Below are 16,437 nucleotides of genomic sequence, written 5' to 3'. Positions count from 1 at the left end.
GACCTCAATGGGTCGTCACAGGCCGAGGTAGATGCGCCGGACCTGAGGGTTGTCGCGCAGCTCGGCCGAGGTGCCCGTGGCCGCGATCTCGCCGTTCTCCATGACCAGGCAGGTGCTGGTGACGTCGAAGGTGAGCTTGGCGTTCTGCTCGACGAGCAGGATGGCCAGGCCGTCGGCGTTGAGCCGGTTGAGCACCCCGGCGATCTCGGCGACGAGGATCGGCGACAGGCCCATGGACGGCTCGTCCAGCAGCATCACCTTGGGCCGGCACATCAGCGCCCGGCCCACCGCCAGCATCTGCTGCTGGCCGCCGGACAACGCCCCGGCCAGCCGGAGACGCATCTCGGACAGGACGGGGAACAGGTCGTACACCTCGTCGATGGGGGTGTGTTTCCAGCTGCTCGTGTAGGCGCCGAGCAGGAGGTTCTTCTCGACGCTGAGGCCGGGGAAGACGTGCCTGCCCTCCGGGACGTAGCCGATGCCGTGCCGCACCAGGGTGTGCGCGGGCGCGCGGAGCAGGTCGTGCTCGCCGAAGCGGATGGCGGTGGCCCGGCGCGGGGCGAGGCCCATGACGGCCTTGAGCGTGGACGTCTTGCCCGCGCCGTTGGCGCCGATGATGCCGAGCGACTGGCCCGGCTCCACGGTGAAGGACACGTCATGTGCCGCCCGGACGCCGCCGTAGTGAACCGACAGGCCTTCCACGGTCAGTGTCGTCATCGGGTCGCCTCCTCGATGGCGGCCTCGGCGGCGGCCTCGGTGGGTGCCGTCATCGAGTCGCCGAGATAGGCGGCGACCACGTCCGGATGCACGGCCACCTCGGCCGGTGGGCCGTCGGCGATGACCTTGCCACCTGACAGCACGGTGACCTGCTCGCACAGTGACATGACCAGCCCCATGTTGTGCTCGATGATGACGACGGTGACGCCGGAGTCCCTGATGGACCGGACGATCTCGCCGAGCTGGCGCACCTCCTCCCCGTTGAGGCCGGCGGCGGGCTCGTCGAGCAGCAGCAGGGTGGGGGACATGGCCATGGCGCGGGCCAGCTCGATGCGGCGCTGGATCCCGTACGGGAGCGAGCGCGGCTCGGCGCCGGCGACGTCGGCGAGCCCGAAGCGCTCGATCAGCTCCTCGGCCCGCGCGCGCAGCCGCCGCTCGTAGCCCAGCACCTTCCACGGCAGGATCGGATAGCGCCAGATCCAGGCCGTCCGGGTACGGTCCAGGCCGACCAGGATGTTCTCGCGCACGCTGAGGTCCTCGAACAGGCGCAGGTTCTGGAAGGTCCTGGCTACGCCTCGCTGGGACAGCCGGTACGGCGCCTCCCCGGTGACATCGTGGCCGCCCAGCAGCACCGACCCCTGGGTGGCCGTGTAGAAGCCGCTGATCACGTTGAACAGCGTGGTCTTGCCCGAGCCGTTCGGGCCGACGATGCCGCGGATCTGTCCCGTGGGCACGGTGAGGGAGACCGTGTCGAGCGCGATCAGGCCCTTGAACCGCTTCGTGACGTTCCTGACGTCCAGCGCGTCCCCCTCCGCGGCGGCAGGCGCGCTGTCGTAGGGCAGGAACGGGCCGAGCTGGGCGCGTGAGCCGCTGCCGCGCCGGCGCAGCAGCAGCCGGAGCTGTTCGGGCAGGCCCGCCAGGCCCTTGGGCGCGAACACCACCACGAGCACGACCACGAGGCCGTAGCCGAGCTGGGCGTAGCCGGAGGCGTCCAGCAGCGCCTCCCTGACCATGGCCAGCCCGATGGCGCCGATGACGCAGCCGACGATGCTCGCCCGGCCGCCGATGATCACCATGGCGAGCAGGAGGAACATGTTCGCGATGTTGAACGACTCCGGCGCGACGAAGCGGATGAGCCCGGCGTACAGCACGCCCGCGACACCGCCGTACAGGCCGGACAGCACGAAGGCGGTCATGCGCAGCAGCGGGATCTCCGCCCCCAGCGCGCCCGCGGCGAGGTCGTCGTCGCGCATGGCGCGCAGCCTGCGTCCCAGCGGCGAGCGGGTGACGAACAGCGCGAACGCCAGCGAGACGACGAAGACGAGCAGCTCGACGTAGTAGAAGAGGTAGCCGCTGGACAGGTCGATGCCGAACATCGGCGGTACCGGGATGTCGCTGATGCCTTCGGCCCGGCCGGCGATGGTGGAGTTGGTGACCCAGTTGGTGAAGGCCAGCGCCAGGCCGAGCGTGACGATGCCCAGATAGTGCGACTGCATGCGCAGCGCGGGGATGCCGACCAGGATGCCGAACACCACGGCCGCCACCACCGCCAGCACCGCGGCCGTCCAGAAGCCGAGGCCGGCCTGCGTGGTGAGGATGGCGACGGTGTAGGCGCCGACGCCGAAGAAGGCGACCTGGGCCAGGTTGATCTGCCCGGCCACGCCCATGGTCAGGCCGAGGCCGATGGCCAGGATGGCGAAGATGATGGCGACGTCGATGACATGGATGGAGTAGCCGCCCAGGCCGTAGGGGAGCAGCCAGGCGGCCAGGGCCACGGGGACGAGCCAGGCCAGACGTTTCATGCGCGGTTCACCGTGGCCTCTCCGAAGATGCCGGTCGGGCGGATCATGACCACCAGGGCGAAGACCAGGAACGTGACCAGCTCCGAATACTCCTGGAAGTTGCCGGCCGCGAAGGAGTCGAGCAGCCCGAAGGCCAGGCCGCCGACGATCGCGCCCGGCATGCTGCCGAACCCGCCGAGCATGGCGGCGGCGAAACCCTTGATGCCCAGCGTCCCGCCCATCGTCGGGTTGACGTACAGCATCGGCCCGATCAGGCTGCCCGCCAGCGCGGCCAGGCCCGCGCCGATGGCGAAGGCCAGGGCGTTGCTGCGGCCGACGTGGATGCCGACCGCGGTGGCCGCCTGGTGGTCCATGGCGACCGCCTGCATGGCCGCGCCCCGCTTGGTGCGCTGCAGGAACAGCGCCAGCAGACCTGTCGCGGCGGCGGCGATGGCGATCACCATCAGGCTGTAGGTGGGGATGCGCACGCCGGCGAGGTCGATCGGCGCGGTCGCGACCGGGGAGGGCACCGCGTGGCCGGTGGCTCCCCAGACGAGCACCGCCCCCGCCTCCAGGACGGCGCCGAAGCCGATCGTGCCGATCAGCATCAGGGTGAAGTCCTTGTTCTCCAGCGGGCGCAGGAACCGCTCGATCACCAGGCCGATGAGGCCGGTGACCACGATGGCCACGACGATCGCGACCGCGAACGGGAGCTGCGTGGCCAGGTAGAACGTGGAGGCGGCGTACGCGCCGATCATCACGACGCTGCCATGGGCGAAGTTGACCAGGCCCATGGTGCGGTAGACGATCGAGAAACCCATCGCCACCAGCGCGTACACCGCCCCGAACGTTATCCCGCCGATCAGGGTCTGAAGGAATACCTGCACGTCAGCTCGCGGCCTCGGGAACGACCTTGCCGTCCTTGACCAGGCCGATCTTGGTCTCGTGGATGCCGACGCCGTTGGCGTCGTAGTTGTAGTTGCCCAGCAGCCCGGCGCGCTTGACGCCGCGGATGGCGTCGGCCAGCTTCTGCCCGCCTTCGCCCTTGGTCTGCTTGAGCGCCTCGATGAGAATCGACGCGCCGTCGTAGGCCTTGGCGACGTGCATGCGGGCCTCCTCGTTGTAGGCGGCCTTGTACTTGGCGGCGAAGGCCTTGATCTCCTCGCTGGCGTCGTTGCTCAGGTACGGCGAGCTGACCGCGGAGCCCTCGGCGTTCTCCTGTCCTGCAGTGGCGGCGTACACGTCGGTGCCCATGGGAGCGCCGCCGGCGAAGATCGCCTTGATGCCGAGCTCGCGCGACTGCTTGGCGATCAGCCCGGACTGGACCTCCTCGGCGCCGATGAACAGCACCTCCGGGTCCTCCTCGCGGATCTTGGCGAGGTTGGAGTTGAAGTCCTTCTGGTCGGGGGTGACGATCTCGTCCGCGACCGGGGTGACGTTCCTCGACTTGAGCGCGGCCAGGAAGGCGTCGTGCTCGCCGCTGCCGTAGGCGCCGTTGTTGCTGATCAGGGCGATCTTCTTGTGTCCCTTGTCGTCCACCAGGTACTGCGCCAGCGTCTCGTCGAAGGTGACACTGGTCGGCGCGTTGAGGAACAGGAACGGGCTCTTCAGGTCGGCGAGCTTGGGCGACTGGCCCGAGGTGATGTTCGGGATCTTGGCGTCCTTGAGGATGGGCGCCATGGCCAGGGTCACGGCGCTCTCCGCGGTGCCGAGCATGGCGACGTAGCCCTCGCTGGAGATCTTCCTGGCCACGTTGGTGCCGACGGTGGGGTCGCCCTGGCTGTCGAAGAGGTCGAGCTTGATCTGCCGCCCGCCGATGCCGCCGGCCTTGTTGGCCTCGTCGATGGCGAGCTTGACGCCCTTGTGCTCCCATTGGCCGAGCGAGCTGAGCTGGCCACTCTGGGCGTTCACGTTGGCGATCTTGATGGGTCCGGTGGCGCCGGCTCCGGACTCGGCCTGCTGGCCGGGAGGGGCGCAGGCGGCGAGGGCTATCAACGCCGCTGCGGCGATGGAGAATCTCGCGAAAAACACGGTTCACCTCGTGGGGGGATAGGTGATGCCTAATTCACGGACTAGTACGTTCGTTATAACGTCAGGATGAAGTGGAGGGAATATCAAACGTGCAACGTTTCCGCCGGATCAGTCGACGAAGATTCCCTGGTAGATGTCCTTGATGTTCCAGTGGCCGGGGGTGGGGACCGGTTCGTTCACCATCGGGACGTCGATCACAGCGGGACGCCGGGTCGCGACGGCCGCGCGTAGAGCCACGCCGAGCTCGGCGGGGGTGGTGACGGTGTGGCCGTCGGCGCCGCACGCCTCGGCGAACGCGGCGAAGTCGGGGCTGTAGGGCCGCCCGGCAGGATCGGTGAAGTCGCAGCCGTGGCTACGGCCGAAGTGGGCGGACTGCAGGTCGGAGATGGTCCCGTGGGACCTGTTGTTCATCACGACGAAGACGACGGGCGCGCCCTGCTCGACCGCGAGGGGCACGGCCGGGAGCTGTGCGCTCATGCCGCCGTCGCCGACGAGCGCGACCACGGTCGCGCCGGGCCGGGCGAGCTGGACACCCACGGCGGCGGCGGGCCCGAAGCCCATGGTGGAGGCGCCGCCCGGGGTGATGAACCGGCCATCGGGCGGCAGCTCGTAGCACTGGGCGACGCCGTTCTTGTTCCAGCCGACGTCGGTGACCAGGATCGCGTCGGCGGGGATCGAGGAGCGCAGGTCGGCCAGGATGCGCTCGGGCCGCAGGGGGAAGTCGTCACTGCGGCCGCGCTCCGCACTCGCCGCGAACAGCTCCGACCTGGCCTCGAAGATCTGCTTGCGCAGCTCGGGCCGGCTGCGCGGCGCGTGGGCCGCGGCGGCGCCGGCCAGGGCCTCGACGGCGAGTCCCACGTCGGCGACCGCGCCGATCTCCGCCGGATAGTTGCGGCCGATCTCGGCCGGGTCGATGTCGATCTGGATGAGCGTGCTCGCGGAGAAGTCCCAGGTGAAGCGGGAGTCCCAGGAGCTGGCGTCCGTCTCGGCGAAGCGCGTGGCGAGGGCCAGCACGACGTCGGACTCGCGCGCGTAGGTGTTCGTCAGGTCCAGCCCCCAGAAGCCGGTCATGCCCAGCACCAGGGGGTGGGCGTCCGGGACGGTGCCCTTGGCCATGAGCGAGTGGGCTATCGGGATGTCCAGGTGCTCGGCCAGCGAGATCAGGGCCTCGGCGTCCTCCCGCAGGCCGCCGCCGACGTAGATCAGCGGCCGCTCGGCGGCGGCCAGCTTCGCCGCGATGAGCTCCGCGGTGGCCTCGGGCAGGCCGGGGGGCGCCGCGTGGCTGATCGCCGGAGAGGGGGCGGCGGGCCGGGAGAAGACGTCCATCGGCACGTTGACCAGCACCGCCCCGGGACGGCCGGAGGTCGCCGTCCAGAACGCGCGCTCCACGGCCCGGCCCAGGTCCTGCGACCGTTGCACGTTCCAGACCCGTTTGGCGAAGGGGCGGAAGATCGACGCCTGGTCGGCGTCGGCGTGCAGGTTCACCTCCTGGTGCGGGTGGCGGCCGTGGAAGTAGGAGGGGATGTCCCCGGAGATCACCACCAGGGGCACCGAGTCGAGCGCGGCGGTCATGACGCCGGTGGCGGCGTTGGTCAGGCCCGGTCCGACGTGGACCAGCAGCACGCCGGGTTTGCCGGACAGGCGGGCGTAGCCGTCGGCGGCGTGCGCGGCGGCCTGCTCGTGGCGGGCGATGACGAACCGGATGCGGCTGCCGGCCAGCGCGTCGAGCACCGCGATGTTCGTGTGCCCGCAGGTGCCGAAGACGTACTCGACGCCGAGTTCCTCCAGTTGCGCGACGAGCGCGTGGGCGGCCGTGGTCATCGCTCTCCCCAGATGGTCAGCCCTTTGAGCATGAGGGTCTTGGTCACGGTGAAGTCCTCGATCATCCAGCGGGGCGACTCCCGGCCGATGCCGGAGTCCTTCACGCCCCCGAAGGGGACGTGGTCGAGGCGGAAGTTGGAGGAGCCGTTGACGACGAGGCCGCCGACCTCCAGCTCGCGCCAGGCGGTCACGATGCGGCGCACGTCGTGGGTGAACAGCCCGGCCTGCAGTCCGTACGTGCTGCGGTTGCACTCCGTGAGGACCTCGTCGAAGTCGTCGTAGGGGAGTACGGCGACCAGCGCGCCGAAGACCTCCTCGCGGACGACCTTGGCGTCGCGCGGTGGCGCGACGACGACGGTGGGGGCCATGACCGATCCGGTGCGGCCGCCGCCCGTGGTGACGGTGGCGCCCGCCCTGGCCGCCTCGGCGCTCCAGCGGACCACCCGCTCGGCGGCGTCGTCGTCCACCATGGAGCCGACGTCGGTCGCCGGGTCCATCGGGTCGCCCACGATCAGCGCCTTCACCTCGGCGGTCAGCGCGTCGGCGAACTCGTCGAACCGGCTCCGCTGGACGTAGACGCGCTGGACCGAGATGCAACTCTGGCCCGAATTGCTGTAGCCGGTGCGGGCGCACGCGCGCGCCGCCTCGGCGATGTCGGCGTCCTCGCAGACGATGGTCGCGGCGTTGCCGCCGAGCTCCAGCAGCACCCGTTTCGGCCCGGCGGCGTGGGCGACGGCATGTCCGGCCGTGACGCCGCCGGTGAAGCTCACCACGGCGATCTCCGGAGCGGCACATAGCCGTGCTCCCACGTCGCCGCCCCCGTGCAGGATCTGCACCGCCTCAACCGGCATCCCCGCGTCGAGGAGCAGCTCGACCAGCGCCGTGGAGACGGCCGGGGCCTGGGGCGGAGGCTTGACGATCGTGGTGTTGCCCGCGGCGAACGACGCGGCGAGCTTGTGCGCCAGCAGGTTCGCGGGCGCGTTGAACGGCGTGATCGCCAGCACGGGCCCGGCGGGGGCGCGCTGGGTGAGCGCGGTGTTGCCGACGCCGCGGGCCCAGCCCGCCACCGGCAGCACCTCGCCGCCGATCGCCCTTGCCTCGGCCGCTGCGACGGACAGGGTGTCGGCCACCCGCAACACCTCGCCGCGCCCGTCCTTGAGCGGTTTGCCCAGCTCGACCGCCAGCAGGCGGGCCAGCTCGTCGCCGCGTGCGGTGATCGCGGTGGCGGCGCGTTCCAGGATGCCGGCACGCGTGGCGGGGGCCAGTCGTGCGACGTCCTTGGCCGCCTGCCTGGCGTAGGTGAGTGCCGCTGTGATGTCGTGATCCTGTGCGGTTCGCGCCCGGCTGACGGGCTGCCGTAAGAAGGGGCCGATGCGTTCGGTGTGCGGGCCTTCGGTCACCCACTCGCCGGCGACCAGGCACGCCGCTTCGTGGATTGCGTTCATGGTGGCTCCCAGTGATCCGCCCAGCGGTTCTGATAAACCGCACTGTGGATTGCCTCACGGTATGAGGGGCGCGAACGTTCTGGCAAGAGGGCAATCCAATCCGCTTGATGGAGCATATGGACCGCCAAGCGGACTCGGTGTTAGCGTACGAACCGCAGCAGGCAGACCTTCGACCCACTAGCGAGGACCCGTGAGCTCGAACATTCCCGCAGCGCCCGGGGACAGTGGTGGCGTGCGCAGCGTCCAGCGGGCGTTCGACATCCTGTCGCTGCTCACCGAGGATCGGCGGACGCTGACGATCCGGGAGGTCGTCGACGAGACGGGACTGGCCAAGACCACGGCGCTGCGCCTGCTGCAGACCCTGGAGCACATGGGGCTGCTGTGGTCCACGCCGAAGGGATACGCGGCGGGCCCGGCCCTGTGGCGCTGGGCGCACCTGGCCCGCTCGGCGTGGGAGCTGCCGCCCGAGACCGTCCAGCTCATGCGCGAGCTGGGCGCGCGTCATCGGGAGACCGTCAACCTCTACGTCGCCAGGGACGTGCACCGCATCTGCATCGCCCAGCAGGAGAGCCCGCAGCCGCTCCGCCACGTCGTGCGGGTCGGCGACGAGCTGCCCCTGTGGGCGGGCGCTTCCTCGAAGGTCCTGCTCAAGGACGCCCCGCCGCGGCTGCTCGCGCGGGTGGCACGTTCCGCTCCGCACGGCGAGGCGCACCTGGCGACGCTGCGGGAGTGGATCGACCAGGCGGCTCGCGACGGTTACGCGGTCAGCCACGGCGAGCGCGAGCCCGGCCTCTCGGCCGTCGCCGTCCCGGTGACCAGCGGCTCGCGGGCGACCGTGGCGGCGCTGACACTGAGCGGCCCGACGGTCCGCTTCACCGCGGACCGCGTCCAGGAATTCGCCGCGGACCTGCGCGAGGCAGCCAAGCGCATGTCGGAGCGCGGGTTCGACCATCCGCTGACTTGACTCTATGGAGCGTGAATGCAGCAGTTGCCACTGGACGGCGTCAAGGTCGTGGACCTGACCAACGTTCTGGCCGGGCCGTACTGCAGTTACCAGCTCATGCTGTTCGGCGCCGACGTGGTCAAGGTCGAGATGCCCGGCGCCGGGGATCTCGCCCGGCGCCTCGGCTCCGACCCTGAGCTCAACCAGGAGCGTATGGGCGCCTCCTTCCTGGCCCAGAACGCCGGCAAGAAGTCGGTCGAGCTCGACCTGAAGGACCCGGCGGGCCGGGCCGCCTTCGAGTCCATGGTCTCCGGCGCCGACGTGCTGCTGGAGAACTTCAGAGCGGGGGTGCTGGCCAGGCTCGGCTACGACTGGGACCGTCTGCGCGCGCTCAACCCGCGCCTGGTGTACTGCGCGATCTCGGGCTTCGGCCAGAGCGGTCCGATGAGCAAGGCGCCCGCCTACGACCAGATCATCCAGGGCTTGTCCGGCATGATGAGCGTCACCGGCACCCCCGACACCGTCCCGTTGCGGGTCGGGTTCCCCATCTGCGACACGGTCGGCGGGCTGATGGCCGCGCTGGCGATCTCCGCCGCCCTGGCCGGGCGGCACCGGAGCGGGCGTGGCTGCTTCCTGGACCTGTCCATGCTGGAGGCGTCCATCTCCGCGATGGGCTGGACCGTTTCCAACTACCTGATCAGCGGCGACGAGCCGGAGCCGATGGGCGACCAGAACGCCACCGCCGCCCCCTCGGGCACGTTCGAGACGGCCGACGGGCCGCTGAACATCGCCGCCAACCAGCAGGGCCAGTTCGAGACGCTGTGCCGCGTCATCGGGCGGCCGGACCTGCCCGCCGATCCCAGGTTCGCCGAGCGCGAGTCGCGCAAGCGACACCGCCAGGCCCTCAACCACGAGCTCAACCAGGCGCTGCGCGCCAAGACCGCGCGGGAGTGGGAGGAGATGCTCTCCGCCGGGGGCGTGCCCGCCGCCCGCATCCTCACCGTCGCGCAGGCGCTCGAGCTCGACCAGCTGCGCAGTCGCGGCTTCCTGGCGGAGGTGCCGTTCGCGGGGGCCGGCGATCGCCACGTCACCGTCGTCGGGAACGGCGTCGTCGTCGACGGCGAGGCCCTGCGCCCGCACGGGCCGGCGCCGCTGCTCGGCCAGCACAACGAGGACTTCGGGGTCGCGTCGTGAGCGAGGCGGCCGACTGGTGGGCGACGGCGGTGTCGCGAATCGAGCCGGATGTCGTGGAGTTGCGGGGCCGGCCGATCCAGGACCTCATCGGCCGGATCGGCCTCGCCGAGATGATCTGGCTCATGCTCCGCGGCGACCTGCCGGACCCGCGCCAGGCGGCGTTGCTGGAGGCGGCGCTGGTCTCCTCGGTCGACCACGGCCCGCACGCGCCGTCCATCGCCGCCGCTCGGATGGCCATCACCTGCGGGCTGGGACTCAACAACGCCGTCGCCACCGGCGTGAACCTGCTCGGCGACGTGCACGGGGGCGCCGGCGAGCAGTGCGTCGAACTGCTGGAGGAGGTCGCGCGCGACGGTGACGCGGCCGCGGTGGTGGCCCGATGGCGGGCCCGCGACAAGTACCTGCCCGGCTTCGGGCACCGCTTCCACTCCCACGACCCGCGCCGTGACCCGCTGCTCGGCCTGGTCGCCGAAGCGGTGGCGGCGGGCGTGGTCGAGGGCGAGCACCTGAGGGCGGCGCTGGCGGTGGAGGAGCTGATCGCGCCGGTGCCGATGAACATCGACGGCGCGACCGCGGTCGTCTACGCGGAGCTCGGCTTCGCCGCCCCGCTGGCACGCGGGCTGTTCGTGCTCAGCCGGAGCGTCGGGATCCTGGCGCACGCGTGGGAGGAGGCCGGTCAGGGACGGCGGAACAAGGGCCCGATGCCGCCGTCGATCCTGCCGACCTGGCTGTAGAGACCGTGATCCATCCCGGGGACGAGACCCTTGTTCCCGCGAGGATCCGTGGTTACGCTCAAACCTCATCATGGACCGACCGGTCCGCCTAGCGGACCGCAGTGCGAGGTGTCCCATGCGTAGCAAGCTGTCCATCGCCGCCGCCGCCGGAGCGGCTGCCCTCCTGCTCACCACCACCGCCCCCAGCTCGGCGGCCCAGCCTTCGGGCGCGCAGCAGCTCGGCGAGCCCGACTACGGCGTCTGCCGCGGCACCGACCCCCGCTGCTATCACGACTGGGGCAACTTCGATCCGGCCAAGGGATACCGGCTGCTCGTCTTCAGCCGTACGGCCGGCCCCCGCCACGCCCACCTCGGCACCCCGCTCGGCCCCGGCCTGAACCCGCCGCTCAACGACGACAACGTCGCCGTGAAGTCCGTGCTGGAGCTGGGCCAGGCCAACGGCTTCGCGGTCGACTACACCGAGGACGTCACCCAGCTGTCCTCGGCCGGACGGCTGCTGCCGTACAACGCCGTGATGTTCCTCAGCACCACCCGCGACACGCTCGACGACGCCGCCCAGACGGCGCTGCGGCAGTACATCCGGGCCGGCGGCGGCTTCGTCGGCGTGCACAACGCCTTCGGCACCGAGTACAACTGGCCCTGGTACGAGGGCCTGCTCGGCAACGCCAACTTCTACGACCACAGCGCCAACCAGCCCGGCACCGTCGTGACCGTCAACCGGCGCGACGTCTCCACCCAGGGATTACCCAGGCGGTGGGCCTTCTCCGACGAGTGGTACAACCTCGTCCCCTATCCCACCCGCGTCCGCGTGCTGGCCGAGGTGGACGAGAGCACGCTGGCCCGAGGCGTGCGCGGCAACCTCGGCCACCCGGGACACGGCGACCACCATCCGGTGAGCTGGTGCCACTACTACGACGGCGGCAAGGCGTGGCTCACCACCCTCGGCCATGACGTCAAGGCGTGGACCGGCGAGCCGATGGAGGGCGACCAGCACTTCGTCCAGCACCTGGTCGGCGGCGTCAAGTCCGTGCTCGGCATGGAGCCCTTCTGCCGCTGATCAGCACGTGTGCGAGTCCCGGCGCCCGAGCCAGCGCAGCGACTCCAGCCGGTCGGTCACCTGGCCGAACCGGTAGAACAACCGCGGCGGGACGTGCGGGAGCAGCCGGGAGTGCCGCTGGCCGAGGAGCGTGAACAGCTGGATCGGCGGCAGGTCGATGTAGCGCGGGATGTTCTCGTACCACCGGGCGCTGTAGCGGGCCGCTCTCTGGGGACGCCGGATCGCCGATTTGGCGTCCCGCTCGTAGCGGGCGAGGGCGGCCTCAAGGCTCGGGTCCCCGTGCAGCGCCTCGACCAGGATGGCGGCGTCCCCCAGCGCGAGGGCGGTGCCCGCGCCGATGGAGTAGTGCGTGGTGTGCGCGGCGTCCCCGATCAGGACGAGGTTGTCGCGGTGCCATCTCCGGTTGGTCAGGGTCCGGAAGTTCAGCCAGTGCGCGCTGCCGTCGGACTGCTCCCGGCCGATCAGCGGGTGCCCGTCCAGCATGTCGGCGAAGAGCTTCTCCAGCAGGGCCAGGCTGTCGGCCTCGTTCGCCTGGTGGAGCCCGAGCCCCTCCCAGGTGGCGGGGGCGCACTCGACGACGCAGGTGCTGTGCTGCTTGCCGAATCCGTAGCCGTAGCACCAGATCCAGCCGTGCGCGGTCTCCACGAAGGCGAAGGTGAAGGAGTCGAAGATCCGGGTGGTGCCGAGCCACATGTAGATGTTCCGCCCGACCGCGACCTCGGTGCCGAAGTGGCCGGCATGGCGCTCGCGCAGCACGCTGCCGACGCCGTCGCCGGCCACGACGAGGTCGGCGTCGGCCAGCTCCTCCTCGTAGGCGATCTCGCGCTCGAACTCGACGCGCACGCCGAGGGAGCGGGCCCGCTCGGTGAGGATGGCGAGCAGGTCGTGCCGGCCGATGCCGAACCCCGCCTCCCCGTTCTCGACCGTCACCGTCGCGCGGTCGTGGACGTGCACCACCCAGCTGTCCCAGCGGACGGAGGTCTCGCTGATGGCACGCGCGGACTCGGGGTCGATGCTGTGGAGATTGCTGAGCATCTCATCCCAGAAGGTCACCCCCCAGCCGTACGTCGACCCGGCCGGGTTCCGCTCGTAGACGGTGATGTCATGGGACGGGTCCACCCGCTTCATCAGGACCGAGAAGTACAGGCTGGCGGGTCCGCCACCGACGCAGGCGACCTTCACAGGAACTCCCAATGCGACACAAGGTAAACGATCTGTCACATAGAGTAACAGGAGGCGAGGAGGTCGCCCTCCTGGGTCGTCAGTCACGAAACAGCCAAATTTCCGCGTATCCGAGTCAGTGGCTCACGGTCACCACGATCTTGCCGAACTGGTTGCCCGACTCCATGTGCTGGTGCGCCCGGACGATCTCCTCCAGCGGGAACAGGCGATCCACCACCGGCCGGAAGGCCCCGCTGCGCAGGCCCGAGGCGACGAACGCCGCGGCGCGGCGCATCCTCTGCGGGTCCCCGGTGATCTCGTGCACCTTGTACGTGCGCATGCTCACTGCGGGCATGCCCAGGTCGAACCCCGGATAGGGCGTCGGCTGCCCGCTCTGCGCACCCCATAGGAACAGCGTCCCGCCGGCGGCCACGGCTGCGGCCAGGCGCGCAACGCCCGGTCCGGCGACGGCGTCGAGGACGTACTCGGCGCCCCTGCCGCCGGTCAGCGCCAGCACCCGCGCGGTCACGTCCTCCTCGTCCGAGACGATCACCTCGGCCGCGCCCTCCTCGATCAGCCGCTGCTTCTTGGCACGGGTGCGGGTGATGGCGATCGGCGTGGCCCCGACGCGGTTGGCCGCGTGGATCGCGGCCAGGCCGACGCTGCTGGAGGCCGCGTTCAGCACCACCGTGTCGCCCGCCCGCATCCCGCCCACCTCGACCATCGCGCCGTAAGCCGTGAGGTAGGGCATCCACACCGCCGCCCCGGACACCGCGTCCACCCCTTCGGGGCGCGGCAGGAGCGCCGTCGCCGGCGCGATCGCCCGTTCGGCGTACATGCCGTAGTCGTTCTGCGAGAAGAAGCCCGGCACGACGCTGACCGCCTGCCCCTCCTCGAACCCGGCCACCTGCGGGCCCAGTGCCTCGATCACCCCGGCGGCCTCGTAGCCGAGCCTGGCGGGCAGCCGCTTGACCGGCTCGATGTACCGGCCGCCGCGGAACAGCGCCTCGGCCCTGTTGATCCCGATCGCGTCCACCCGGATCCGCACCTCGCCCGGTCCCGGCTCGCCTGTCTCCAGGTCCTCCAGCCGCATCACCTCGGGCCCGCCGACCTCGTGGAACCGCACCGTCCTTGCCATGACACCGTCCTCCGCTCGCGTTGACGCGGTCCACTGTGCATCAAAGTACGACTGCCGTCAAACTTTGATGAGTGTCGTACCATTGGGGTCATGGGACGCACGCCGCCGCATCCAGAGGTGTCACAGTTCGGCCTCCAGCAGGTGCTGGAGGCCCTCGTCGATCCGGTGCGCCGGAGCATCGTCACGCAGCTCGACGCCGCCGGTGCGGACATCAAGTGCGGCGCCTTCGACATGGCGGTGAGCAAGTCCACCGCCACGCACCACTTCAAGGTGCTGCGCGAGGCCGGCCTGATCCGGCAGCACTACGTCGGGACCTCGCGGATGAACACCCTGCGCCGCGCCGAGATGGACGAGGCGTTCCCCGGTCTGCTCGACGCCCTCACCTCGCCCCAGGCCCAGGCGCGCTGACCACGTCCAGGCGCTCGCCCGGGTGTCAGCTGGTGCGGACGTCCACGTCCGAGCGTGCGGAGCCCTTCCCGTCGCCGGCCGCGTCCCCGGCGGGTCGCAGCAGGCTCACCAGGGGACCGGTGAGCGCCGTCGTCACGACGGCCATCACCACCATGAGGGAGTAAAGGCGGTCGTCGAGCACGCCGAGCTCCAGGCCGACGCCCAGCACCACGAGCTCGGTCAGGCCGCGCGTGTTCAGCAGCGCGCCGAGCGTCGCGGCCCCGCGAGCGTCGAGGCCGCCGACGCGGGCTCCGGCGTACGCGCCGGCGAACTTGGCGAGCACCGCCACGGCGAGGATGACGGCCAGCTCTCCGAGGTCCGAGGAGGTCAGCTCGGACAGGTCGATCCTCAGCCCGGCCATCACGAAGTACACGGGGAGCAGGAGCATGCCGCACAGGGGCTCCACCCGCTCCAGCACCCCCTCGCGCAGGCGGCCGCCCCCGCTCCTGGGCATGAGGGCGCCGAACAGGAACGCGCCGAAGATGTAGTGCAGGCCGAGCCACTCAGTGAAGGCGGCCGACAGCAGGAGCCCGCCCAGCACGACGGCGAAGAAGGACCTGCTGCCGCCCGGCTCCTCCCGGGCGCGGACCTCGCCGGCCCGGCGCAGCAGCGGGCGCACGACCGTGACCATCACGATGACGTACGGCACGAGCAGCAGCAGCCACCAGTGGAAGCGCGCGCCCGTGGCGAGGGCGACCACCAGCGCGAGCAGCGTCCAGGCGAGCAGGTCGCAGACGGCCGCGCAGGTGAGCGCCGTGGTGCCCAGCCGCGTGTGGGTCATGCCGCGGTCGGCGATGATCCTGGCCAGCACCGGGAAGGCCGTCACGGACATCGCCACCGCGAAGAAGAGCACGAAGGCGGCGGGCGGGCCCTTCTGGTGGGAGGCGAGCAGGGTCGCCGCCAGCAGGGCGCCGAGGGCCATCGGCAACGCCGTCGAGAACAGCGACGTCCACAGGGTGACGCGACCGCCGTCACGCAGGGAACCGAGGTCCAACTCCATGCCGACGACGAACATGAACAGCGCCACGCCGACCCCGGCGAGCGCGCTCAGCAGCGGTCGCACGTCGGCGGGGAAGATGACGCCCGCGAGATGGTCGCCGAACAGCGTGGGGCCGAGCAGGACCCCGGCGACGATCTCGCCGACCACCGCGGGCTGGCCGAGCTTCTGGGCCAGGGCGCCCATGACGCGCGCCAGGATCAGGATCAGCGCGAGATCCAGCAGCAGGATGTGCATGGGCATGACGTCAGCGCCGCTCGCGACTGGTTTCCGGGAACGCGGACCTGTTCGTCATCGCAGACCTCAGCAGATGTCGTGGGGGTAAGGAGTTTAGCCACGCCGGTCCGCCCTGGATGCGCCCAGGTAGGCGCCGCCCGTGCCGTTCTCCAGCGTGGTGGCCATGACCACCCAGCCCGTCGAGGGGTCGGCGGACGAGAGCTCCTCGAAGACGGCGATCAGCTCCCTCGGGGACAACTCGGCGCCGCCGATCGGCGCGGGGACCCAGATGCTGAAAAGTCCGGCCTTGTGCAGGGCGTCCACGACGGGCGTCGTGAGCCTGCCCTGCGCCTCGGCCGTGTCCGCCTCGCGCTCGATCAGTGGGCGCAGCTCGCGGGCTCGGTCCAGCAGGGCGGAGCCGGCGGTGTGCAGGCGGGGCGTAGCGCTCATTCCAGATGCTCCTGTTCGTGATCGTCGGCGTGCTCCTCCTCCGTCAGATCACGTAAGTGCCGCGTTGTCCAGAGCCGGTGGCCGTCGGAAGCCCGGGCGGGGGTGGCCCGGCGGACCCGCATTTATCGGGAGCTTTCTCTATGTGTAATTACGACGATCCAGCTGTGGCGCCTGTTAATGCGCGATCAGGTGGAATCAGCGACCTCCCTACCGTAATCCGACCCTAAACCTGGGGACGGCATCCACATCACCAACGGACGATCAACGAAATCTTGCGTGACCACGGAGGAAACCAGCCCGTCTCA

At 70.6% G+C, this 16,437-nt stretch carries 15 protein-coding genes; 5 read left to right on the top strand and 10 right to left on the bottom strand.

From position 1 onward, the window contains the following. Positions 1–15 precede the first annotated feature (15 nt). The 6 genes from V5E28_RS01360 to V5E28_RS01335 all read right to left on the bottom strand — a co-directional run bounded on the left by V5E28_RS01360 (position 16) and on the right by V5E28_RS01335 (position 7,795). Positions 16–717 (bottom strand): ABC transporter ATP-binding protein, encoded by a 702-nt coding sequence (locus V5E28_RS01360; RefSeq protein WP_336204112.1) that lies wholly within the window; start codon positions 715–717, stop codon positions 16–18. Further along, positions 714–2,519, bottom strand: a complete 1,806-nt coding sequence (locus tag V5E28_RS01355; protein WP_336204111.1) for a branched-chain amino acid ABC transporter ATP-binding protein/permease — start codon at positions 2,517–2,519, stop codon at positions 714–716. Before V5E28_RS01355 ends, V5E28_RS01360 begins: the two co-directional genes overlap by 4 nt. Next, the gene (locus V5E28_RS01350) at positions 2,516–3,385 is read right to left on the bottom strand and encodes a branched-chain amino acid ABC transporter permease (RefSeq protein ID WP_336204110.1); all 870 of its coding nucleotides are present in this window, start codon (positions 3,383–3,385) and stop codon (positions 2,516–2,518) included. Before V5E28_RS01350 ends, V5E28_RS01355 begins: the two co-directional genes overlap by 4 nt. 1 nt (position 3,386) lies before the next feature. Then, positions 3,387–4,529 carry an ABC transporter substrate-binding protein gene (locus V5E28_RS01345; RefSeq protein WP_336204109.1) on the bottom strand — a complete coding sequence of 381 codons (1,143 nt, stop codon included), beginning with the start codon at positions 4,527–4,529 and terminating at the stop codon, positions 3,387–3,389. A gap of 108 nt (positions 4,530–4,637) precedes the next feature. Then, on the bottom strand, positions 4,638–6,350 hold the full coding sequence (locus tag V5E28_RS01340; protein ID WP_336204108.1) for a thiamine pyrophosphate-binding protein: 1,713 nt from the start codon (positions 6,348–6,350) through the stop codon (positions 4,638–4,640). After that, positions 6,347–7,795: an aldehyde dehydrogenase family protein gene (locus tag V5E28_RS01335; RefSeq protein ID WP_336204107.1), complete on the bottom strand. Its 1,449-nt coding sequence runs from the start codon at positions 7,793–7,795 to the stop codon at positions 6,347–6,349. Before V5E28_RS01335 ends, V5E28_RS01340 begins: the two co-directional genes overlap by 4 nt. 232 nt (positions 7,796–8,027) lie before the next feature. On the opposite strand from V5E28_RS01335, the gene V5E28_RS01330 reads away from it, so the two are divergent. The 4 genes from V5E28_RS01330 (at position 8,028) to V5E28_RS01315 (ending at position 11,723) form a co-directional block, all read left to right on the top strand. After that, positions 8,028–8,759 (top strand): IclR family transcriptional regulator, encoded by a 732-nt coding sequence (locus V5E28_RS01330; RefSeq protein ID WP_336204105.1) that lies wholly within the window; start codon positions 8,028–8,030, stop codon positions 8,757–8,759. Between the two features lie 15 nt (positions 8,760–8,774). Then, positions 8,775–9,932 carry a CaiB/BaiF CoA transferase family protein gene (locus V5E28_RS01325; protein ID WP_336204103.1) on the top strand — a complete coding sequence of 386 codons (1,158 nt, stop codon included), beginning with the start codon at positions 8,775–8,777 and terminating at the stop codon, positions 9,930–9,932. Continuing rightward, complete coding sequence (locus V5E28_RS01320; protein WP_336204101.1) at positions 9,929–10,666, top strand: citryl-CoA lyase; 738 nt, start codon at positions 9,929–9,931, stop codon at positions 10,664–10,666. The genes V5E28_RS01325 and V5E28_RS01320 overlap by 4 nt, the downstream gene beginning before the upstream one ends. A gap of 115 nt (positions 10,667–10,781) precedes the next feature. Then, complete coding sequence (locus V5E28_RS01315; protein WP_336204100.1) at positions 10,782–11,723, top strand: ThuA domain-containing protein; 942 nt, start codon at positions 10,782–10,784, stop codon at positions 11,721–11,723. Here V5E28_RS01315 and V5E28_RS01310 read toward each other — a convergent pair whose 3' ends face one another. Both V5E28_RS01310 and V5E28_RS01305 read right to left on the bottom strand, forming a co-directional pair. Beyond that, entirely contained in the window at positions 11,724–12,905 is a 1,182-nt protein-coding gene (locus V5E28_RS01310; protein WP_336204099.1) for an FAD-dependent monooxygenase, read from the bottom strand. A 115-nt stretch (positions 12,906–13,020) separates the two neighbouring features. After that, positions 13,021–14,022 (bottom strand): zinc-dependent alcohol dehydrogenase family protein, encoded by a 1,002-nt coding sequence (locus V5E28_RS01305; protein WP_336204097.1) that lies wholly within the window; start codon positions 14,020–14,022, stop codon positions 13,021–13,023. Between the two features lie 90 nt (positions 14,023–14,112). On the opposite strand from V5E28_RS01305, the gene V5E28_RS01300 reads away from it, so the two are divergent. Continuing rightward, a complete protein-coding gene (locus tag V5E28_RS01300) occupies positions 14,113–14,430 on the top strand; it encodes an ArsR/SmtB family transcription factor (protein ID WP_336204095.1) in 318 nt (105 codons plus the stop codon). Between the two features lie 25 nt (positions 14,431–14,455). Here the strand turns inward: V5E28_RS01300 and V5E28_RS01295 are convergent, their stop codons facing one another. Further along, positions 14,456–15,709, bottom strand: a complete 1,254-nt coding sequence (locus V5E28_RS01295; protein WP_336204093.1) for a cation:proton antiporter — start codon at positions 15,707–15,709, stop codon at positions 14,456–14,458. A gap of 87 nt (positions 15,710–15,796) precedes the next feature. Next, positions 15,797–16,132 (bottom strand): acyl-CoA dehydrogenase family protein, encoded by a 336-nt coding sequence (locus tag V5E28_RS01290; protein ID WP_336204091.1) that lies wholly within the window; start codon positions 16,130–16,132, stop codon positions 15,797–15,799. Positions 16,133–16,437: the final 305 nt, after the last annotated feature.

This window comes from Nonomuraea sp. LPB2021202275-12-8, from assembly GCF_037044575.1.
In the GTDB taxonomy this organism is placed as follows: domain Bacteria; phylum Actinomycetota; class Actinomycetes; order Streptosporangiales; family Streptosporangiaceae; genus Nonomuraea.
The sequence above is the reverse complement of the archived record's forward strand: the minus strand, read 5'-3'. Positions and strand labels throughout refer to the sequence as shown.

Coding starts and splice junctions, on each gene's coding strand:
- V5E28_RS01360 (WP_336204112.1), bottom strand. CDS start 717: ATGACGACACTGACCGTGGAAGGCCTGTCGGTTCACTACGGCGGCGTC.
- V5E28_RS01355 (WP_336204111.1), bottom strand. CDS start 2,519: ATGAAACGTCTGGCCTGGCTCGTCCCCGTGGCCCTGGCCGCCTGGCTG.
- V5E28_RS01340 (WP_336204108.1), bottom strand. CDS start 6,350: ATGACCACGGCCGCCCACGCGCTCGTCGCGCAACTGGAGGAACTCGGC.
- V5E28_RS01335 (WP_336204107.1), bottom strand. CDS start 7,795: ATGAACGCAATCCACGAAGCGGCGTGCCTGGTCGCCGGCGAGTGGGTG.
- V5E28_RS01325 (WP_336204103.1), top strand. CDS start 8,775: ATGCAGCAGTTGCCACTGGACGGCGTCAAGGTCGTGGACCTGACCAAC.
- V5E28_RS01315 (WP_336204100.1), top strand. CDS start 10,782: ATGCGTAGCAAGCTGTCCATCGCCGCCGCCGCCGGAGCGGCTGCCCTC.
- V5E28_RS01305 (WP_336204097.1), bottom strand. CDS start 14,022: ATGGCAAGGACGGTGCGGTTCCACGAGGTCGGCGGGCCCGAGGTGATG.
- V5E28_RS01300 (WP_336204095.1), top strand. CDS start 14,113: ATGGGACGCACGCCGCCGCATCCAGAGGTGTCACAGTTCGGCCTCCAG.
- V5E28_RS01295 (WP_336204093.1), bottom strand. CDS start 15,709: ATGCCCATGCACATCCTGCTGCTGGATCTCGCGCTGATCCTGATCCTG.
- V5E28_RS01290 (WP_336204091.1), bottom strand. CDS start 16,132: ATGAGCGCTACGCCCCGCCTGCACACCGCCGGCTCCGCCCTGCTGGAC.